The organism is Streptacidiphilus sp. PAMC 29251 (assembly GCF_054208735.2).
This window is the reverse complement of sequence record NZ_CM135725.2, coordinates 4,439,317-4,459,095: the sequence shown is the minus strand read 5'-3', so window position 1 is coordinate 4,459,095 and position 19,779 is coordinate 4,439,317. Positions and strand designations below refer to the sequence as shown.

14 protein-coding genes are annotated in these 19,779 nt (G+C 70.4%); 6 read left to right on the top strand and 8 right to left on the bottom strand.

Features of this window, described 5'->3' with window-relative positions; all coding sequences use genetic code 11:
• Window positions 1-129: 129 nt before the first annotated feature.
• The 3 genes from ACXKR8_RS20890 to rarD all read left to right on the top strand — a co-directional run bounded on the left by ACXKR8_RS20890 (window position 130) and on the right by rarD (window position 4,183).
• The gene (locus tag ACXKR8_RS20890; protein WP_458274399.1) at window positions 130-2,067 is read left to right on the top strand and encodes a 2-oxoacid:acceptor oxidoreductase subunit alpha; all 1,938 of its coding nucleotides are present in this window, start codon (window positions 130-132) and stop codon (window positions 2,065-2,067) included.
• A complete protein-coding gene (locus tag ACXKR8_RS20885; protein ID WP_458274398.1) occupies window positions 2,060-3,124 on the top strand; it encodes a 2-oxoacid:ferredoxin oxidoreductase subunit beta in 1,065 nt (354 codons plus the stop codon). The genes ACXKR8_RS20890 and ACXKR8_RS20885 overlap by 8 nt, the downstream gene beginning before the upstream one ends.
• A gap of 81 nt (window positions 3,125-3,205) precedes the next feature.
• On the top strand, window positions 3,206-4,183 hold the full coding sequence (gene rarD / locus ACXKR8_RS20880; protein ID WP_458274397.1) for an EamA family transporter RarD: 978 nt from the start codon (window positions 3,206-3,208) through the stop codon (window positions 4,181-4,183).
• Here rarD and ACXKR8_RS20875 read toward each other — a convergent pair.
• Both ACXKR8_RS20875 and ACXKR8_RS20870 read right to left on the bottom strand, forming a co-directional pair.
• Window positions 4,143-5,468, bottom strand: a complete 1,326-nt coding sequence (locus ACXKR8_RS20875; protein WP_458274396.1) for an ABC transporter substrate-binding protein — start codon at window positions 5,466-5,468, stop codon at window positions 4,143-4,145. The two genes, rarD and ACXKR8_RS20875, sit on opposite strands and share 41 nt — an antisense overlap.
• A 381-nt stretch (window positions 5,469-5,849) precedes the next feature.
• Window positions 5,850-7,058, bottom strand: coding sequence for a LolA family protein (locus tag ACXKR8_RS20870; RefSeq protein WP_458274395.1), 1,209 nt, complete (start codon window positions 7,056-7,058; stop codon window positions 5,850-5,852).
• Window positions 7,059-7,351: 293 nt separating this feature from the next.
• On the opposite strand from ACXKR8_RS20870, the gene ACXKR8_RS20865 reads away from it, so the two are divergent.
• Window positions 7,352-9,892: a bifunctional FO biosynthesis protein CofGH gene (locus ACXKR8_RS20865; protein WP_458275041.1), complete on the top strand. Its 2,541-nt coding sequence runs from the start codon at window positions 7,352-7,354 to the stop codon at window positions 9,890-9,892.
• An 85-nt stretch (window positions 9,893-9,977) separates the two neighbouring features.
• Here ACXKR8_RS20865 and ACXKR8_RS20860 read toward each other — a convergent pair whose 3' ends face one another.
• Together ACXKR8_RS20860 and ACXKR8_RS20855 are read right to left on the bottom strand one after the other, a co-directional pair.
• A complete protein-coding gene (locus ACXKR8_RS20860) occupies window positions 9,978-11,366 on the bottom strand; it encodes a sugar porter family MFS transporter (RefSeq protein WP_458274394.1) in 1,389 nt (462 codons plus the stop codon).
• Window positions 11,367-11,814: 448 nt separating this feature from the next.
• Entirely contained in the window at window positions 11,815-12,609 is a 795-nt protein-coding gene (locus ACXKR8_RS20855; protein WP_458274393.1) for an SDR family oxidoreductase, read from the bottom strand.
• Window positions 12,610-12,720: 111 nt separating this feature from the next.
• On the opposite strand from ACXKR8_RS20855, the gene ACXKR8_RS20850 reads away from it, so the two are divergent.
• Window positions 12,721-13,557, top strand: a complete 837-nt coding sequence (locus tag ACXKR8_RS20850) for a hypothetical protein (RefSeq protein WP_458274392.1) — start codon at window positions 12,721-12,723, stop codon at window positions 13,555-13,557.
• 107 nt (window positions 13,558-13,664) lie between these two features.
• On the opposite strand, the gene ACXKR8_RS20845 is transcribed toward ACXKR8_RS20850, so the two are convergent.
• From ACXKR8_RS20845 to ACXKR8_RS20835, 3 genes are all read right to left on the bottom strand, one after another.
• Window positions 13,665-13,892 (bottom strand): DUF397 domain-containing protein, encoded by a 228-nt coding sequence (locus ACXKR8_RS20845; protein WP_458274391.1) that lies wholly within the window; start codon window positions 13,890-13,892, stop codon window positions 13,665-13,667.
• On the bottom strand, window positions 13,889-14,746 hold the full coding sequence (locus ACXKR8_RS20840) for a helix-turn-helix domain-containing protein (protein ID WP_458274390.1): 858 nt from the start codon (window positions 14,744-14,746) through the stop codon (window positions 13,889-13,891). The genes ACXKR8_RS20845 and ACXKR8_RS20840 overlap by 4 nt, the downstream gene beginning before the upstream one ends.
• A 242-nt stretch (window positions 14,747-14,988) precedes the next feature.
• A complete protein-coding gene (locus ACXKR8_RS20835; protein WP_458274389.1) occupies window positions 14,989-15,711 on the bottom strand; it encodes a GOLPH3/VPS74 family protein in 723 nt (240 codons plus the stop codon).
• 422 nt (window positions 15,712-16,133) lie between these two features.
• Between ACXKR8_RS20835 and ACXKR8_RS20830 the strand changes: the two genes are divergently transcribed.
• Window positions 16,134-17,981, top strand: coding sequence for a D-alanyl-D-alanine carboxypeptidase (locus ACXKR8_RS20830; RefSeq protein WP_458274388.1), 1,848 nt, complete (start codon window positions 16,134-16,136; stop codon window positions 17,979-17,981).
• A gap of 45 nt (window positions 17,982-18,026) precedes the next feature.
• Here ACXKR8_RS20830 and ACXKR8_RS20825 read toward each other — a convergent pair whose 3' ends face one another.
• The gene (locus ACXKR8_RS20825; protein ID WP_458274387.1) at window positions 18,027-19,532 is read right to left on the bottom strand and encodes an MFS transporter; all 1,506 of its coding nucleotides are present in this window, start codon (window positions 19,530-19,532) and stop codon (window positions 18,027-18,029) included.
• Between the last annotated feature and the right edge of the window lie 247 nt (window positions 19,533-19,779).

Below are 19,779 nucleotides of genomic sequence, written 5' to 3'. Positions count from 1 at the left end.
GACGGGAGGTCAGATAAACTGTATGCCGAGGTCGGACGGCTTGACGCGGCTTCCCCCGCGGCTTGAGCCTCCCGGCTTATGATGCGAAGGAGAGCACCAGCCAACGGCGGCGAGGGAGGACCGGTCCCGGTGACCAGTCAGGTCGAGGTAGCGGAGTCCACGGACGGCGAACCGACAGCCCCGCTGGGCGGCGGGCAACAGGCCGACAAACAGGTGCGCAAGCTCGACCGGGTGGTGATCCGTTTCGCGGGCGACTCGGGCGACGGCATGCAGCTGACCGGGGACCGGTTCACCACGGAGACGGCGGGGTTCGGCAACGACCTGTCGACGCTGCCGAACTTCCCGGCCGAGATCCGGGCCCCTGCCGGAACCCTGCCGGGGGTGTCGAGCTTCCAGCTGCACTTCGCGGACCACGACATCCTGACCCCCGGTGACGCGCCGAACGTGCTGGTGGCGATGAACCCGGCGGCGCTGAAGGCGAATCTGGGGGACGTGCCGCGCGGCGCGGAGATCATCGTCAACACCGACGAGTTCACCAAGCGCGCCCTGGCCAAGGTCGGCTACCCGGCCGATCCGCTGGGGGACGGCTCGCTGGAGGCGTACTCGGTGCACCGGGTGCCGCTGACCAGCCTGACCGTGGAGGCGCTGAAGGACAGCGGTCTGGCCCGCAAGGACGCGGAGCGGGCCAAGAACATGTTCGCGCTGGGGCTGCTCAGCTGGATGTACCACCGCCCCACCGAGGGGACGGAGCGCTTTCTGCGCAACAAGTTCGCGAAGAAGCCGGACATCGCCGAGGCGAACATCCTGGCCTTCAAGGCGGGGTGGAACTACGGCGAGACCACGGAGGACTTCGCGGTCTCCTACGAGGTGGCGCCGGCCACGTCGTCCTTCGCGCCCGGGCGGTACCGCAACATCTCCGGGAACCTGGCGCTGGCGCTCGGTCTGGTGGCGGCCTCGCAGCAGTCGGGGCTGTCGCTGTTCCTGGGCTCGTACCCGATCACCCCGGCCTCGGACATCCTGCACGAGCTGTCCAAGCACAAGAACTTCGGGGTGCGCACCTTCCAGGCCGAGGACGAGATCGCCGGGATCGGGGCGGCGCTGGGCGCGGCCTTCGGCGGGGCGCTGGGGGTGACCACGACCTCGGGCCCCGGGGTGGCGCTGAAGTCGGAGACGATCGGGCTGGCGGTGTCCCTGGAGCTGCCGCTGCTGATCATCGACATCCAGCGCGGCGGCCCCTCGACCGGCTTGCCGACCAAGACCGAGCAGGCGGACCTGCTGCAGGCGATGTACGGCAGGAACGGTGAGGCCCCGGTGCCGATCGTGGCGCCCGCGACGGCCGCGGAGTGCTTCACCGCCGCCCTGGAGGCGGCCCGGATCGCGCTGACCTACCGCACGCCGGTGTTCCTGCTCTCGGACGGCTATCTGGCCAACGGCTCGGAGCCGTGGCGGATCCCGGAGCCCGCGGAGCTGCCCGACCTGCACGTCGAGTTCGCGACCGGCCCCAACCGTCCGGACGGCAGCTTCTGGCCCTATCTGCGGGATCCGGAGACGCTGGCCCGTCCATGGGCGGTGCCGGGGACGGCGGGCCTTGAGCACCGGATCGGCGGGATCGAGAAGAAGGACGGCAGCGGCGACATCTCCTACGACCCGGCCAACCACGACCACATGGTCCGGATCCGCCAGGCCAAGATCGACGGCATCACCGTCCCCGACCTGTCCGTTGACGACCCCGGTGGTGGCGCGAGACTGCTGGTGCTGGGCTGGGGCTCGACCTTCGGCCCGATCGCGGCCGGGGTGCGCCGGGTGCGGGCGGCCGGCGGCCAGGTCGCCCAGGCGCACCTGCGGCATCTGAACCCCTTCCCGGCCAACCTCGGCGAGGTGCTGAAGGGGTACGACCGGGTGCTGGTCCCGGAGATGAACCTGGGCCAGCTGGCGCATCTGATCCGGGCCAAGTACCTGGTCGACGCCCACTCCTTCACCCAGGTCACCGGCCTGCCGTTCAAGGCCGAGCAGCTCGCCGACGCCCTCACCGCCGAACTCGCCGAACTGGAGGCCGACCATGCCTGACAGCAACGGCTCCTTCCCCTCCCTGACGCTGGTGCCCAAGACAGCTGTCCCGCAGACGATGAAGGACTTCAAGTCCGACCAGGAGGTGCGCTGGTGCCCGGGCTGCGGTGACTACGCGATCCTGGCCGCCGTGCAGTCCTTCCTGCCGGAGCTGGGCCTGGCCCGGGAGAACATCTGCTTCGTCTCCGGCATCGGCTGCTCCTCGCGGTTCCCGTACTACCTGAACACCTACGGCATGCACTCGATCCACGGCCGGGCGCCGGCCATCGCCACCGGTCTGGCGGCCTCGCGTACCGATCTGAGCGTCTGGGTGGTCACCGGTGACGGCGACGCCCTGTCCATCGGCGGCAACCACCTGATCCACGCCCTGCGCCGCAACGTCAATCTCAAGATCCTGCTGTTCAACAACCGGATCTACGGGCTGACCAAGGGCCAGTACTCGCCCACCAGCGAGGTCGGGAAGATCACCAAGTCCACCCCGATGGGCTCCTTGGACGCCCCCTTCAACCCGCTGTCGCTGGCCATCGGCGCCGAGGCGTCCTTCGTCGCCCGCACCATCGACTCGGACCGCAAGCATCTGCAGTCCGTGCTGCGCGCCGCCGCCCAGCACCAGGGCACCGCGCTGGTGGAGATCTACCAGAACTGCAACATCTTCAACGACGGCGCCTTCGAGGCCCTGAAGGAGCCCGCCACCCGCGACCTGGCCCTGATCCGGCTGGAGCACGGCCAACCCATCGTCTTCGGCGCCGAGGGCGGCGAGGGCGTCTTCCGCGACCCGGCCACCGGCGACCTGACCACGGCCCCGGTCACCGACGCCAACCGCGACCGGGTCCTGGTCCACGACGCCCATGCGGCCAGCCCCACCACCGCCTTCGCGCTGACCCGGCTGGCCGACCCGGACACCCTGCACCACACCCCCGTCGGCATCCTCCGCAGCGTCCAGCGCCCGGTCTACGACACCCAGATGGCCGACCAGTTGGACGAGGCAGTGGCCCTGCGCGGCCCGGGCGACCTGGCGGCCCTGCTGGCCGGCACCGACACCTGGGTGGTGCACTGAACAGCTGGATGGTGCACTGACAGCACCATGGCCGCTATACGGACATGACACCGGGCCCTCGCTCCCTCTACCTTCAGTGGCATGCAGGAGACGCGAAGAGGGTTCTGGTTCGGCGTGGCCGCCTACGGGATGTGGGGACTGTTCCCGCTCTACTGGCCGCTGCTGAAGCCCAGCGGCGCGGGCGAGATCCTGGCGAACCGGATGGTGTGGTCACTGGTCGCCGTCCTGGCCATCCTCATCGCCACGCGGCACTGGGGCTGGGTCCGTCCGCTGCTGCGGCAGCCGCGCAAGCTGGCGCTGATGGCGTTGGCCGCGGCGTTGATATCGGTCAACTGGGGCGTCTACATCTGGGGGGTCAACAGCGGCCATGTCGTCGAGACCTCGCTCGGCTACTTCATCAACCCCCTGGTCACCATCGCCTTCGGGGTGCTGGTGCTGCACGAGCGGCTGCGTCCGGCGCAGTGGGCGGCGGTGGGCGTCGGCACGCTCGCCGTGGTGGTGCTGACCATCGGGTACGGGCAGCTGCCCTGGATCGCGCTGACGCTGGCGTTCTCCTTCGGCAGCTACGGCCTGATCAAGAAGAAGCTCGACCTGGGCGGCTTGGAGAGCCTGGCCGGGGAGACCGCGTTCCAGTTCCTGCCCGCGCTGGGCTTCCTGGTGTACCTGGCCGTCAGCGGCCACGGCACCCTGGGCCGCACCGACCCCGGCTCCTACGGCTGGGGGCACAGCGTGCTGCTGGTGCTCTGCGGGCTGGTGACGGCGGTGCCGCTGCTGGCCTTCGGCGCGGCGGCGGTACGGGTGCCGCTGACCATGCTCGGGCTGCTGCAGTACCTCGCCCCGGTGTTCCAGTTCGGCCTGGGCATCGCGGTGTTCCACGAGCAGATGCCGCCGGTCCGCTGGGCCGGCTTCGCCCTGGTCTGGGCCGCGCTGCTGCTGCTCAGCCGGGACGCGCTGCGCACCGCCCGGGCCGGGGCGGCAGCGGCCCGCAGCGTCCCGGCCGCCCCCGCCCAAGCGCAGGTCAGCTGTGCGACTGGTCCGCGAACTGAGCAGCGGCTTTGACCAGTCCCTGCTGCAGCTTGGCCACGCTCTTGTCCTTCATCCAGCCGGTCACCGCCGCGTCGACCGCGGTGTTCCAGGCGCCGGAGGCGACCACGCCGTGGGTGAGCGAGCCGGCCAGGATGTCCTTGTCCCACTCGTCCAGGGACCACTGCAGGTAGGGGTCGAACAGGGTGCGCTCGTCCGTGTCGACCGTGGCCCGGGGCGGGATGGCACCCTTCACCGCGGTGAAGGCGTCCTGTCCGGCCTTGCTGCCGCAGGTGGTCAGCCAGGCGATGGTGGCCTTCCGGTCCTTGGCGCCGACCGGCAGGGTGAAGCAGTCCGACGCGAACAGGAAGGTGCCCGCGGTGCCGGGCACGGCGCACCAGGAGTAGTCCCGGCCCGGGTAGAGGCTCTGGGTCACGGTGAAGTTGGCCTCGACCCAGTCGCCCATGATCTGGTAGGCGGCCTTTCCGTTGCCGACCAGGGTGCAGACCTGGTCCCAACTGGCGGCGGGTGCGGTGCCGGGGGCGTAGGTCATGATCTCGGCGAAGGTGTTGAGCGCCTTGGTGACCAGCGGGGTGCTCCAGTCCGCCCCCTTCTTCCACAGGGCGGCCCAGGCGTCGGCCTTGAGGGTGCTCACCAGGACGGTCTCCATGATGTGCTTCACCTGCCACTCCTGGCCCGGGTCCAGGGACACCGCGAGCGGTATGACACCGGCCTTCTTCAGCTTGCGCAGGTTGCCGATGAACTCGTCCAGCGAGGTGGGCTTGGCACTGACCCCGTGCTCCGCGCACACCTTGGGGTTGGACCAGAGGACGTTGATGTGGTGGGTGTCCACCGGCACCGAGTAGTACTTGCCGTCGCGCTGGATCAGCTTCAGCACCTTGGGGCTGAACTGCTTCTCCCAGCCCTCCTGCTGGTAGAGGAAGGAGAGGTCCTCGATCTGGCCCGCGGTGATGTAGTCGCCGACCATCTCACCGGCCTGGGCCTGGAAGGTGTCCGGCGGGTTCTTGGCCTTCAGCCGGGTGGCGAGCAGGGCCTTGGCGGCGTCGCCGCCACCGCCCGCGACCGCCCGGTTGATGAACTTGATGTTCGGGTTGCCCTGGTTGAACACCGACACCAAGGCGTCGAGCGCATCCAGCTCACCGCCCGCCGTCCACCAGGAGAACACCTCGATCTGGCCGGCGGAGCCGTTGGCCCCGGTCGCCGAGTTGGCTCCGCTGCTGCAGGCGGAGAGCAGCCCGGTGCTCGCGGTCGCACCGACGACGCCGGCGGCTGCGAGGAAGAAACGGCGGCTCATGGCCATGTGTGGATGTCTCCTGTCGTGCGGGCGAACGTGCGGTGCCGCCCTCGCACGAAGGCGGCACGAAGCAGCCCGCGCCGCCGCTCGGTCCTGGGACTGAGGGAGAGGGGGATCCACACGACCCGGCACGGATTACTGTCACACGTTCAGATGAATAGGCATCATCTGACAGTCCAACAAGCCTGCGAGTCAAGTCAGGATTCATTGAATGAGACGGATTCCGGGCACATTTCGGATTCATTCGGTGGAGGAATTGACACCACTGCGCGTGGTGCACGAGCGGACAGGAGGGGCGCCCGTGACTGGGACGCCCCTCCTGGTGCCGCTCCGTGACCGGCTCGATACTCCGTGACCTGCGCGATATCTAGGCGCGCAGGTCAACCGCTACTTTCCGGCGGCCTGCTGCAGCAGTGCCGGAGTGACCGCGCCGGCGTAGACCGTCCCATTGTCGGAGATCAGAACGTTCACCAGCTTGGTGGAGATCAGCGTGCCGCCGGGAACCGCCTTGCCCAGGGCCTTCAGGCCGCTGATGTCGCTTGCCGCGCTTCCGCTCTTGGCGCCGGTTGCCGACGGAGCGAAAGAATAGATCGTGCTCCAACCGGTTCCGATCGTCCGCTCGTTCGAAGCGGCGCCGGAATTAATACCCTTTGTGCCCTTCGCGCCCTTCGAGTCTTTTGTTCCCTCAGGCGCGGCCTGGGTGCTCACCTTCGCGCCGCTGGGCGGGGTGTAGGCGAAGGTGCTCGCGGCCGGTGTGACGAAAGACACCTTGGCAAAGGCGACATTGAGGATCGGGGTGCTTCCGTCCGCCGGGTTCACCCGGACCTGCAGCGGCATGCCGTTGGCGGCGTCCACCGCGATCCGCACCTCGCCGACGGTCGATCCCGCCCCCTTGGGCTTGACGCTCAGCTCATACACCGACTGGCCGGCCACCTTGGAGGTGCCCGCCACCGAGACCGTGGTGGACGGGCCCAGCGCCTTCAGCGCCTCGGTCGCGACCTGCTGCGGGTCGCTGAGCCGGCTGTCGGTGCCGGCCGTGGCCGCGGTGACGCCGGTCAGATGGGTGGCGGTGTTGCCCTGGGCGTCGTAGGCCCAGGCCGAACCGCCGTTGTGGACCAGGGTGAAGGCGGTGCCGGTGTCGGTGGAGGAGACCCGCTGCCGGTCCGGGCCGTCGGCCGCGACCTGGAAGGTGTGCTTGCCGCCGGACAGCAGCGCCAGCAGCTGCTGCTGCGCGGCGGCGGCCTGCGACTGGGCGGCCTTGCCGGCCGGTCCGCTCGCGGCGGCGGACGGCAGCAGACCGGTCACCCCGGCCGGGAGGCCCAGGTCCACGGTGGCGGTGACATTGCCGGAGAAGGTCTGCACATGCGAGGACAGCACCTTGGTCAGCAGCTGCTGCGCGGTGATCGACGGCAGGTCCTGGCTCGCCGCCAGGGCCGGCACCACGGCCACCCCCGCCGCCACCACGACCGCGACCGCCGCCGGCAGCAGGATCCGGCCGCGGCGTCCCCTGATCCGCGGAACGTCGGCCGCGGCGGCCGTCGGCTCGCCGAGCCGGTCACCCTGGCCCGGGAATTCCTGGTCTGACTGGTTCGACATCCTCGTGTCCCCTCAACATCCGCGGTCGGCCGCACCGCTCCCCTCGGCGGCCGCATGCCTTCTTCTCTTCTTCCATCCATTAGACGCCTCAATCGCATCGGCTGGATCGCCCGCGCGGTCGAACTCCTCTCCGCCTCTCGGCGCAGTGGACCCTTAGACGACCTCAGGGTCCCTATCTCGCTTCCCCGATCCGCTCGTCTATGGTTCAGGACATGAAGGATCAGCGTCCCCTCGCCGCCGCTTCCGTTCCCGCTGTCGCCCCCGCCCCGCCGGTCCCGCCCACCGCGAACGCCATGCGTCGCGCCCTGCACCGGGCCAGGGAGGGCGTCGCCCTGGACCTCGGGGAGGCGGCCGTGCTGCTCCAGGCCCGGGGCAGCGACCTGAGCGACCTCTGTACCACCGCGGCGCGGATCCGTGACGCCGGACTGGAACAGGCCGGGCGCCCGGGCGTCGTCACCTACTCCAAGAAGGTCTTCATCCCGCTGACCCGGCTCTGCCGGGACCGTTGCCACTACTGCACCTTCGTCACCGTCCCCGGCAAACTGCGGGCGGAGGGCCACGGGCTCTACCTCTCGCCGGACGAGGTGCTCGACATCGCCCGCCAGGGCGCGGCCCTGGGCTGCAAGGAAGCCCTGTTCACCCTGGGCGACCGCCCCGAGGACCGCTGGCCCGAGGCCCGCGAGTGGCTGGACGCGCACGGCTACGACGACACCCTCGCCTATGTCCGGGCGATGTCGATCCGGGTGCTGGAGGAGACCGGGCTGCTGCCGCACCTCAATCCCGGGGTGCTCAGCTGGACCGACTTCCAGCGGCTGAAGCCGGTGGCGCCGTCGATGGGGATGATGCTGGAGACCACCGCCACCCGGCTCTGGTCCGAGCCCGGCGGCCCGCACCACGGCTCGCCGGACAAGGAGCCGGCGGTCCGGCTGCGGGTGCTGGAGGACGCCGGGCGCTCCAACGTCCCCTTCACCAGCGGGATCCTGATCGGCATCGGCGAGGACTACGAGGAGCGCGCGGACTCGCTGTTCGCGCTGCGCCGGATCGCCCGGCAGTACCACGGGCTGCAGGAAGTGATCATCCAGAACTTCCGGGCCAAGCCGGACACCGCGATGCGGGCCATGCCGGACGCCGAGCTGGAGGAGCTGGCCGCGACCATCGCGGTGGCCCGGGTCATCCTCGGCCCCTCCGCCCGGATCCAGGCCCCGCCCAACCTGGTCGACGCTGAATACGCGCTGATCATCGGGGCCGGCATCGACGACTGGGGCGGCGTCTCCCCGCTGACGCCGGACCATGTCAACCCCGAGCGCCCCTGGCCGCAGATCGACGACCTGGCCGCCCAGTGCGCCGCCAACGGCTTCGAGCTGCGCGAGCGGCTCACCGTCTACCCCGAGTACGTCAAGCACGGCGAGCCCTGGCTCGACCCGCGGATCCTGCCGCACGTCCGGGCCCTGGCCGACCCGGAGACGGGTCTGGCCCGCGACGGGGCCATGCCCGTCGGGCTGCCCTGGCAGGAGCCGGACGAGGCCTTCACCGCCTCCGGCCGCACCGACCTGCACACCGCCGTCGACACCGAGGGCCGCACCGACGACCGCCGCACCGACTTCGACGAGGTCTACGGCGACTGGGACTCGCTGCGCGAGCAGGCAGTGGCCTCCTCCGTCCCGTCCCGGCTGGACGGGGACGTCCGGGAGGCGCTGGCAACCGCCGCCGCCGATCCGACCAAGCTGACGGACGATCAGGCCCTGGTGCTGTTCCACGCCGACGGCGCCGCCCTGGACGCGCTCTGCCGGATCGCCGACGACGTCCGCCGGGACACGGTGGGGGACACCGTCACCTACTGCGTCACCCGCAACATCAACTTCACCAATGTCTGCTACACCGGCTGCCGCTTCTGCGCCTTCGCCCAGCGCCGCACCGACGCGGACGCCTACACCCTCTCGCTGGACCAGGTCGCCGACCGGGCCGCTCAGGCCTGGGAGGTGGGCGCGACCGAGGTCTGCATGCAGGGCGGCATCCACCCGGACCTGCCCGGCACCGCCTACTTCGACATCGCCCGGGCGGTGAAGGCCAGGGTGCCCGGCATCCACGTCCATGCCTTCTCGCCGATGGAGGTGGTCAACGGCGCGACCAGGACCGGCCTGTCCATCCGCGAGTGGCTGCAGCAGGCCAAGGAGGCCGGGCTCGACTCCATCCCCGGCACCGCGGCCGAGATCCTGGACGACGAGGTCCGCTGGATCCTCACCAAGGGCAAGCTCCCGGCGGCGACCTGGGTCGAGGTGGTCTCCACGGCCCACGAGCTGGGCCTGCGCTCCTCCTCCACGATGATGTACGGGCATGTCGACCAGCCCCGGCACTGGCTCGGCCACCTCCGGCTGCTGGCGCAGATCCAGGAGCGGACCGGCGGCTTCACCGAGTTCGTCACCCTTCCCTTCATCCACACCAACGCCCCGGTCTACCTGGCCGGCATCGCCCGCCCCGGGCCGACCCTGCGTGACAACCGCGCGGTCACCGCGATGGCCAGGCTGCTGCTGCACGAGCGCATCCCCAACATCCAGACCAGCTGGGTCAAGCTCGGCGCCGACGGCGCGGCGGAGATGCTGCGCAGCGGCGCCAACGACCTCGGCGGGACGCTGATGGAGGAGACCATCTCCCGGATGGCCGGCTCCGCCTACGGCAGCTACGAGTCGATCCAGGGCCTGGAGGCCATCGCCGCCCTGGCGGGCCGCCCCTCCGCCCAGCGCACCACCCTGTACGGGGAGGTCCCGGCGGAGCGCCGCACCGCCGCCCTGGCCTCGGACGGCCACCTGCCGCAGCTGCTGCCGGTGCTGGAATAACCGCCACAGCAAGGACGGAGGGGTGTCCTGGTTCCACCGGGACACCCCTCCGCCTGTGTGATGACGCCTGTGTGATGAGCAGCCGTCAGGCCGCGTCGCGCAGGTTCAGCTCGATCTGCTCCAGGCTGCGGCCCTTGGTCTCCGGGACCAGCCACTTGGTGAGCCCGAACAGCAGCAGGTTGATCCCGGCGAAGACGTACATGGACTTCCCGATGCCCAGATGGTTGTGGTCGGACATGATCGGGAAGACCGCGGTGATGATGCCGGTCGCCCCCCAGAGCACGACCGCGCCGACGCCCATGCCCGCGCCGCGGGCCTTGAGCGGGAAGACCTCGGCCATCATCACCCAGACCACCGCGCCCCAGCCGAGCTCGTAGCCGGCCAGGTAGAGGACCAGCAGGACGACGGCCAGGGTGCCCAGGGTGTCCTTGTCGTGGACGTTGAGGACCACCCAGCCGGTGGCGGCCAGGGTGACCACCATGACCGCGTTGCCGATCAGCAGCAGCGGCTTGCGGCCCCAGCGGTCGACCACGAAGACCACCCAGGCGGTGAAGGCCAGCTTGGTGACGCCCAGGACGATCGCGGACAGCAGCGCGGTGTTGGCGGTGAAGCCCAGTGAGATCAGCATGGTCGGGAAGTACGCGTTGATCGCGTTGACGCCGCTGAACTGCTGTCCCACGGCCAGCAGCAGGGCCACGAACAGCATCGGGCGGACCCACTTCCGGCCCAGGTCGCGGATCCGGTAGTTCTGCTCGCTGTCGAGCCGGATGACCTCGCGGATGGACTCGACCTCGGCGTCGATGTCGTCGCCGTCCGCGGCGTGGGTGCTCGCCAGGACCGCGCGCGCCTCGTCCTCCTTGCCGACGTTCAGCAGCCAGCGCGGGGTCTCCGGAAGGAAGTTGAGGCCGATCACCAGGATGGTGGCGGGGACGATCGCGCCGGCGAACATCCAGCGCCAGAGGTGGTCCGGCTGCAGCCAGTAGCTCACCAGGAAGGCGATCAGGATGCCGCTGACGATGAAGATCTGGTTCAGCGCGCCCATCGCGCCGCGGATGCGGCTGGGCGCCAGCTCGGAGATGTAGGTCGGCACGGTCGCCGAGGAGAGGCCGATGCCCACGCCCAGGACGGTGCGGAAGGCGACCAGCACCCCGAAGCCGGGGGCGAACGCGCAGGCCACGGTGGCGACGATGACGACGCCGCCCGCGACCATGATGGTGCGCCGCCGGCCGACCCGTCCGGTGAGCCTGGCGGCGAGCCCGGCGCCGACCATGGCGCCGACCGAGAGGCTGGCGGTGAGCACGCCCTTGCCGAAGCCGTCCAGGTTCCAGGCCTTGGAGATGACGACCAGGATGCCGCTGATGATGCCGAGGTCGTAGCCGAAGAGGATGCCGCCCAGCGCACCGAAGAAGTAGAGGACGGCCGGGTTGATTCTGCGTAGGGACGACGGTGGCGCCGTTGCTGCGGTTTGCGTCATTGCGAAATCGCCTTGTCTCGTGAACGTACCGGGGTGGTGGTCGGTAGCGCGCTTCGCAGGACCGAACCGTTCCGGGGCGTACGGGGTGGGGCGACGGGGCAGGGGCGTTGTGTAAAGGTGTTTGACTTGATGTGTGCTGCTCAGGGATTGAAGCGCGCTCCTGACCAGGGGTCAAGAGCGCGCGTTCACATCCAGGACCGTCTGCCAGGGCGAGTTGTCAGCTCCTGGGCGGTTTGGAGTGGATATAAAAGTTCATATTCCTGAACATCGATCTACAGGCGGAACGATTTTACTATTCCTTGACCTTCCTGGTGATTGCTTGAAGCACTCGGCTGTCCCCACCATGAACACACGCTTCGCCAGGACCGACCGGCTCCGGCTCACCCGGATCGACCACCGCAGGGACCATCGCAGAAGGGAGGGTCGCGAAACGCCTCCGCACCACCGCTCAGCGCATCAACTCGCCCGCGTTGACCAGCAGCGACTGCCCGGTGATGGACTTGGCGCGGTCCGAGGCGAAGAACAGCGCGGCCTCGGCGACATCCCCGTCCGAGGCGAGCTCCGGCAGCGCCATCCGCTCGGCGAGCCTGGTCTGCACCTCCTGCTCGCTGATGTTCTCGGTGCCCGCGGTCCACTGCACGTAGATCTCCACCGCCGGCCCCCACATCCAGCCGGGGACCACGGTGTTGACCCGGATCCGGTCCGGGCCCAGCTCCCGGGCCATGGAGTACATCGCCGAGGTGAGCGCGCCCTTGGAGGCCGCGTACGCCGCCTGCTTGACCTGGCTCGGCGAGGCCACCGCGGACTGGGTGCCGATGATCACCACCGAGCCGCCGCGCTCCCGCAGCGCGGGCAGGCAGGCCCGGGTGAGCTGCAGCGTCCCGATCAGGTTGACGTCCAGCACCTGCCGCCAGGAGGCGAAGTCGGCGTCGGCCAGACCGCCGAAGTAGCTGTCCAGCGCCGCGACATGGATCACCGCGTCGATCCGGCCGAAGCGTTCGACCGCGAGCGCGGCCAGCGCCTGGCAGGCGTCGTCGTCGGCGATGTCGGTGGAGCGCCAGGCGACCCGCCCGTCGCCGGGGTGGGCCGCCTCGATCTCCGCCCCCACCTTGGCCAGGTTCTCCTCGGTACGGGCGCCCAGGACGACGTTCGCCCCGTCCCGCGCGGCGCGGACGGCGATCTGCTGGCCGAGCCCGGGGCCGACCCCGGAAACCACGACGGTACGACCTGCGAACAGTGACATGCCTCAGCCCTCCCAGTATCTGATGGGGCGTCAGCTTAGGTGCGGGTGAATGGAATTGCCAGAGCCGCGGGGGCTGGGCAGTCGACTCCGTCTGACGTACCGTCAGTTCCTATGACTGACGACCTGGAGCAGTACGCCGAGCTGGCCGCGCAAGGGCCCTACGGCGTGGAGATCGGATCCGCGCTGATCACCATGGTGGAGCCGCACCCCGGCCATGAGTACGGCTACAACCGCTGGTACGAGGACGACCACTTCTACAGCGGGGCGATGGCCATGCCCTGGATGTTCGCCGGCCGGCGCTGGGTGGCCACCCGGGAGCTGCAACTGCTGCGCTACCCGGAGAAGTCGGCCGTCGCCGAGCCGGTCGGCACCGGCTGCTACCTCTCCGTGTACTGGATCACCGAGGGCCGCCAGGACGCGCACATGCGCTGGACCGTGGGCATCAACAAACGCCTCAACCGGGACGGCCGGGTCTACCGCGACCGCACCCATGTCTTCACCTCGTTCCAGCAGCACGCCGGCGCCGCCTACCGCGACGGCGCGGCCGGGCCCAGGGACAAGCACGCGCTGGACCACCCGTACGCCGGGCTGGTGCTGGAGGTCATCGACACCGAGAGCGCGGAGCAGCGGGACCAGCTGCTGGACTGGCTGCTCGACCGCGGACTGCCGGCCAAACTGCGGACCGGGAGCCCGGCGGCCATGTGCGTGGTCTTCCGCCCGCTGCCGCTGCCGGTGGACAAGATGTCCTATGTGAAGCCGGTGGACGGCACCGACACCCGGCTCACCCTGCTCTGGTTCCTCCAGGAGGACCCGCGCGGCTGCTGGGACGCCTTCACCGGGCTCGACGCCCAGGTCGCCGCCGCGGTGCCGGGGGCCCGGGTGGAACTGGTCGCGCCGTTCATCCCGACCCTGCCGGGCACCGACGCCTACGTGGACCAACTGCGCTGAAGCGCCGGTCGGTGGAACCCGACTGGCTGTGGAAGCCGGCCGCGCCGGTCGGATCTCCTCGTCCCGACCGGCGCGGCCGCACCTCGTACCCGCCTCTGTACGCGCGCTCAGGCCCCGAACGAGTCGGCGGCCGCCGCCGCCACGAAGGCGGACCAGGCGTCGGCCGAGAAGGTCAGCGCCGGCCCCTGCGGGTCCTTGGAGTCGCGCACGGCGATCACCGGCCCACCGGGCTCGGCGACCTCGACGCAGGCGCCGTTCGCGCCACTGTGGCTGCTCTTGCGCCAGGTCAGCGCGTTGTTGTCGAGGGGAGTACGAGTGCTCATGGTGTCGCTCATGGTGAGTGCTCCTTCGCCTTGTCCAGTATCAGCGCCTTGCTCTCGGCCGTGCTGAGAGCCGAGGCACGCAGGTGCTCGTACAGTCCGGTATACCGGCGGACATCCGGTTCCTTCTCCAAGTAGAGGTCGCTTGTCACTCCTTCGAGGTACACAACAGCCGTATCAGCAGACTCGGGGAACTCAAGGATGGAGAATGCCCCCGTCATGCCCGGATGTGCCCCCGAACGGAACGGCAGCACCTGGATGTTGATGTGCGGAAGTTCGCACAACTGGGCCAGGTGCTCCAGCTGCGCCCGCATCACCTCGGGGTCGCCGACCACCCGCTGCAGCGCCGCCTCGTCGATCACCGACCAGACGTCCACCGGGTCCTCCCCGTGGATCCGCTCCTGGCGCTGCATCCGCACCTCGACCCGGCGCTGCACCGCGTCCAGGTCCCGGTCCGGCTGGATCCCGGCGACCAGCGCGGTCGCGTAGTCCCGGGTCTGCAGCAGCCCCGGCAGCAGCAGCGACTCATAGACCAGGATCTTCGCCGCCTCCTGCTCCAGGCCGATGTAGACGCTGTACGGCAGGTCGCCGAAGGCGTGCCACCAGCCGCGCTGCCGCGACTCCCGGGCCATCGTCATCAGGCCCTCGACCATGGCCTCGTCGGCGACCCCGTACACCGTGCAGAGGTCGCGGACGTCGCGCTGGCTGATGCTGCGGCGGCCGTTCTCCAGGCGGCTGATCTTCGACTGGGAGACCAGCAGCTGCTGAGCCACGTCCTCCGCGGTCAGGCCTTTCTGTTCGCGGAGCCTGCGCAGTTCCGCCCCGAGCCTGCGGCGGCGGACGGTGGGGTTGATGCTGGCGGACGACACGGGGCCTCCGGCTCTCGCTCTCGCTATTGGTTGGGATGCATTCCGTTCAGAGCATGCCACTGCCAAGGTCACCCATGTGCATCAATCGGCGCGCAGGACGGCGCGCGCTCCGGGACGCGCGCCTCCCGGCTGCCGTCCCTGCTTCCGTCCCTGCGGTCGGGCGCGGAAACGCCGACCGCCGCCCGGTGCCGCGAGGGTGGTCGCGGCACGGGACGGCGGTCGGCGTTTCGGGACGAGGACGGTCAGCGCGCGGCGGCGCGGGCCATCCCCGGGAGCGCGGACGGACGGGCTGCCGTCCGCGCGGGCGTGCGTCCGGGAGCGGTTCCCCGGACCTGCGGTGCGGGCAGGCCGTTCTGCACGTCCATGACGGCGTGCGCGACCATCCCGCCCAGCGGGTCGTACCGGATCAGGTCGCGCAGGCGCGACCTGGAGGAGCGACCCTCGTTGCCGGGGTAGAGGTGCTTTCCCAGACCCACGGCGTGGGCCAGGGCTGCCAGCGCGGCCGTCCGTGGATCGGGGGGTACCCCGGTCCGGATCGCCGTGTCCAGCCGTTCCTTGATGGCGCTGTTCGTGCAGTCGTCGGACGCCTGATAGCGCGTGGTCGGCAGCACCCCGCACACCTGGCCCGGCACCGCACGCACCATCTCGCACCGTTCCAGGTGCGCGAGGTACGTCTGGCGCAGCCCCAGTCGGGGCCCGCCGATCCAGTGCACGGCACGCACCGCGCTGCCACGACGGCGCAGCAGCTCGAGAGCGTGGTCGAGGGTCGGGTCACCGGTCGGCCGTGGGTTCACCACGGCGATACGGTCCCCGTCCGGGACTATTCTTCCGGCCATCGCCAGCTCGACGAGCTGTGCTCCGGCCAGTCCGAGGTCAAGGGTCTGCGGCTGCGCGGTGGTCCCGGTCGTCGGGTCCAGTGCGAGCAGCAGCAGTTCCTCGGGAATGGTTCTGCGGCTCTTTCCCATCCAGGCCTCCCCGCGTGGATGAAGACAGAGTGACGCCTCTCACACCCTGCTGTCGAGGGTGCCTGGAGAGTGACACCACTACGTGATCTCGGGAACCGCCGGTCCTGGCCCCACGTCTGGCACTGGAGGGGCTGGTGTCACTTGAGAATCGCCGGTGAGAGCCGCCCTGGGCCACTGTTGTCATGGTTGTGAAAGAAACTTGTGGGGAGGCGTCCGGACTCGGGCGCTTCTTCGGGTGTGCGAGGAGGTTGGATCACGTGGGCGAGTCCCCCGACAGGGCGGAACGGAACGGCGAAACAGGCGAGGGGCGGGCGGCGGCGCCCGAGTCCTGGTTCGCGCGGCCGGCTGCGCCGAGCGCCGGGGCGGCAGGATTCGGATCGATCACGAACGATCCGGTCAGGGCAAGCGCCGAACGACCCCCCATGCCCCAATCCGAGCCCCAACCCGAGCCCCAACCCGAGCCCAGGCCCGAGGTCCGCCCCGAGCCCCAGCTCCGGCCGGAGGCCCAGCCCTGGCCCGAGCCGGAGCAACGCCCCGAGCCCCAGCCTGAGCCCCGCCCCGAGGCCCGGCCGCAGTTCGGTCCCGAGCCCCAGCCCGAGCCCCAACCCCGTCCCGAGCCCAGCCCCGAGCCCAGCCCCGGGAGCACCCCCGCGGGCCCGCCCGAGGGCGCCCCCGCCAGCACGCTGGACTCGCCCACCACCGCCCTGCGGGTCTCCCTGGACGACCCCACCCGGACGCTGCGCCAGCAGATCGCCGACACCGGCTCCGTCGAGGCCCCGCCGAGCCAGGAGAGCCCGCCGCGCCCGGAGAGCCCGCAGAGCCCGCAGGAGTCCGCATGGCGCGCTGAGCCCCCCGCCCCGGTCTCCCCGCCCTGGGCCGCCGCCCCCGAGGCCGAGCGCACCCGTGCGACGCCCTCCTGGACCCCGCCCCCGCCGTCCCCCGGCCCGGGACAGGCCCCGGCGCCGTCCCCGGACGAGTTCCCGGAGACCACCTCCGAGGCGATGGAGGTGCTGGCCACCCTGAACCGCCGGCCGGCCTCCGCGCTGCGCTCCGCGGCCAAGCGGATCAGCATCTGGGGCGGCCTGCTCTGCGTGCTGCTGGCGGTCCTGGCCGTGGTCCAGGTGCTGCGGCCGCTGCCCTCGCCCGACCTGAAGCTGACCAGCGCGTCGAACTACGCGTTCAGCGGCTCCGCGCCGGTGCTGGCCTGGCCGGCCAGCGGGCAGGCCACCGCCGAGGTGAACGGCCTCGGCTCGCTCGGCCACACCGGCTCCGACAACCCGGTGCCGATCGCCAGCGTGACCAAGGTGATGACCGCGCACCTGATCCTCAAGGACCACCCGCTGAAGACCGGCGAGCAGGGCCCGCTGATCACCGTCGACAAGCAGGCGCAGCAGGAGTACCAGGCGTCCGCGACCAGCGGCGAGTCCTCCGCCAAGGTCACCACCGGCGAGCAGATCAGCGAGTACGAGGCGCTGCAGATGCTGCTGATCCCCTCGGCCAACAACATCGCCAGGCTGCTGGGCCGCTGGGACGCCGGCAGCGACCCCGCGTTCATCGCCAAGATGCAGGCCGAGGCGACCGCGCTGGGGATGTCCAAGAGCACCTACACCGACCCCAGCGGCCTTGAGGGCACCACCAAGAGCACCGCGAACGACCAGCTGAAGCTGGCCGAGGCGGTGATGCTTGACCCGGTCTTCCGGGAGATCGTCAGCACCCCCTCGTTCACCCCGCCCGGTGACAAGATCACCTACAACAACAACGCCCTGCTCGGCACGAACGGCGTGATCGGCGTCAAGACCGGGTCGAGCACCGCCGCCCTGGGCTGCCTGATGTGGGCCGCCGAGAAGAAGATCGGCGGCACCACCCAGACCGTGCTCGGCGTGGTGCTCAGCCAGCCGGCCGTGAACGGTGTCGGCTACCTGCCGATGGTGCTGGCGAACAGCAAGAAGGTCATCGTCAGCGCCGAGGCCGCGCTCCAGTCGCACCGCATCGCCGCCAAGGGCGACGTGGTCGGCTATGTGGACGACGGCCTCGGCGGCAAGGTGCCGGTGGTGGTGTCCCAGGACGTGACCGTGGCCGGCTGGGGCGGCCTGTCGGTGGACATGTCGCTGGTGAAGCCCACCGGCGGCCTCCCGCACACCGCCAAGGCCGGGACGACGGTCGGCACCCTGATGGTGGGCACCGGACCGACCGCCCAGCAGATCCCGGTGACGCTGCAGTCCGACCTGGTCACCCCGTCCTACCAGTCCAGGCTCACCCGCCTCGGCTAGCAGCACGGGCCGACCGCCGCGGCCGGACCCCGGAGCCCCGGTGCCTCACATGTGCACCGGGGCTTCGCCGCCCTCCGGGTTGATCACCGGTTTGCCCGAGGGGTAGAGCAGCCCGCAGACCACCATCCCGGCCAGGAAGAACCCGGCGGACCACCAGTAGGCCGTGGAGTAGCTGTGCAGCTGCGACTGGGCCAGGTTGGCCGGGGTGCGCTGCTTGCCGACCAGGTAGGCGGTGGCGGCGCTGCCGGCCAGGGTGTTCAGCAGCGCGGTGCCGATCGAGCCGCCGACCTGCTGGCTGGTGTTGACCGTGGCCGAGGCGACGCCCGCGTCGTTGGGGGCGACCCCGGCCGTGGCCAGCGACATCGCCGGAGCGAAGATCAGGCCCATGCCCAGGCCGAGGATCAGCAGCGGCGGCAGCACGTCCGCCGGGTAGGTGCTCTGCAGGGTCAGCCGGGTCAGCCAGATCATCGCGCCCGCGCCGAGCAGCATCCCGACCGGGACGATCGGCTTGGCGCCGAACCGGGGGACCAGCACGTTGGTGGCGGTGACCGAGGTGATGATCATCATCACCACCATCGGCAGGAAGGCCACGCCGGTCAGCACCGGGGAGTAGTTCAGCGACTGCTGCAGGTAGTAGGTCAGGAACAGGAAGACCCCGAACATGCCCGCACCGGCCACGAACATGCCCAGGAAGGACGCGCCGCGGTTGCGGTCGAGCACCACCCGCAGCGGCAGCACCGGGTGCTGGGTCCTGGTCTGCCACCAGGCGAAGGCGATCAGCAGCAGCACGCCGGCCAGCAGGAAGCCCCAGGTGTTGACCGTGCTCCAGGAGTGGGTCTCGGCGTTGGAGAAGCCGTAGACCAGGCCGAACAGGCCGAGCGACACCAGGACCGTGCCGGGGATGTCCAGCTTGGGCGGGTTCTCCGGCGCGCCCGCGTGCAGCAGCCGGACCGCGCCGGCGAAGGCGATGGCGGCCAGGATCAGGTTGACGAACAGGCACCAGCGCCAGTTCAGGTACTCGGTGAGCAGGCCGCCCAGCAGCAGGCCGACGGCGCCGCCGGTGCCGGCGATGGCGCCGTAGATCCCGAAGGCCTTGGCGCGCTCCTTGGGGTCGGTGAAGGTCGTCGTCAGCAGGGACAGCGCGGCGGGCGCCAGCAGGGCCCCGAAGGCCCCCTGCAGGGCGCGGGCGATGACCAGGATCTCGAAGCTGGGGGCGGCGCCGCCGAGGGCGGAGGCGACCGAGAAGCCGACCAGGCCGATCAGGAAGATCCGCTTCCGTCCGACCAGGTCGGCGACCCGCCCGCCGAGCAGCAGCAGGCTGCCGAAGGCCAGCGCGTAGGCGGTGACCACCCACTGCCGGTCGCTGTCGTTGAAGCCGAGGTCGGCCTGGGCCGAGGGCAGGGCGATGTTCACGATGGTCGCGTCCAGCACGACCATCAGCTGGGCCAGGCCGATGACGGCGAGCACCCACCAGCGGTGGTTCTCGCTGGGGGCGCGGGCGGTGCGCGCGATGGCGCCCTGACTGGTGGTGGTGGTGGTCGGACGGGACATGGGGCGCTCCGATCCAAGCCGGATAAAAACAGACAAACAGGACACTATGCCGTGTGCTGCGCTGCTGCATCCGCTTGGGTGACGCCGGAGGCCCGGCGGGAGACCCGTTCGTACTTGTCCGGTGAACCCCGTTCCCTGGTTGCCGAAGGAGGGTAGATTGTAGTGCTGACAGCCGTGTGGCACGGCGGATTTGACGACCTTGGTGGGCTCTCTGTCCCGCTGGGTATCGTCGGGGCACGGATGGCCG

What these genes read in the sequence shown, in the direction of transcription:
- ACXKR8_RS20830 (WP_458274388.1), top strand. Translation starts at nt 16,134, where the DNA reads ATGCCCCAATCCGAGCCCCAACCCGAGCCCCAACCCGAGCCCAGGCCC.
- ACXKR8_RS20870 (WP_458274395.1), bottom strand. Translation starts at nt 7,058, where the DNA reads ATGTCGAACCAGTCAGACCAGGAATTCCCGGGCCAGGGTGACCGGCTC.
- ACXKR8_RS20860 (WP_458274394.1), bottom strand. Translation starts at nt 11,366, where the DNA reads ATGACGCAAACCGCAGCAACGGCGCCACCGTCGTCCCTACGCAGAATC.
- ACXKR8_RS20865 (WP_458275041.1), top strand. Translation starts at nt 7,352, where the DNA reads ATGCGTCGCGCCCTGCACCGGGCCAGGGAGGGCGTCGCCCTGGACCTC.
- ACXKR8_RS20850 (WP_458274392.1), top strand. Translation starts at nt 12,721, where the DNA reads ATGACTGACGACCTGGAGCAGTACGCCGAGCTGGCCGCGCAAGGGCCC.
- ACXKR8_RS20845 (WP_458274391.1), bottom strand. Translation starts at nt 13,892, where the DNA reads ATGAGCGACACCATGAGCACTCGTACTCCCCTCGACAACAACGCGCTG.
- ACXKR8_RS20825 (WP_458274387.1), bottom strand. Translation starts at nt 19,532, where the DNA reads ATGTCCCGTCCGACCACCACCACCACCAGTCAGGGCGCCATCGCGCGC.
- ACXKR8_RS20885 (WP_458274398.1), top strand. Translation starts at nt 2,060, where the DNA reads ATGCCTGACAGCAACGGCTCCTTCCCCTCCCTGACGCTGGTGCCCAAG.
- ACXKR8_RS20875 (WP_458274396.1), bottom strand. Translation starts at nt 5,468, where the DNA reads ATGGCCATGAGCCGCCGTTTCTTCCTCGCAGCCGCCGGCGTCGTCGGT.
- ACXKR8_RS20855 (WP_458274393.1), bottom strand. Translation starts at nt 12,609, where the DNA reads ATGTCACTGTTCGCAGGTCGTACCGTCGTGGTTTCCGGGGTCGGCCCC.
- rarD (WP_458274397.1), top strand. Translation starts at nt 3,206, where the DNA reads ATGCAGGAGACGCGAAGAGGGTTCTGGTTCGGCGTGGCCGCCTACGGG.
- ACXKR8_RS20835 (WP_458274389.1), bottom strand. Translation starts at nt 15,711, where the DNA reads ATGGGAAAGAGCCGCAGAACCATTCCCGAGGAACTGCTGCTGCTCGCA.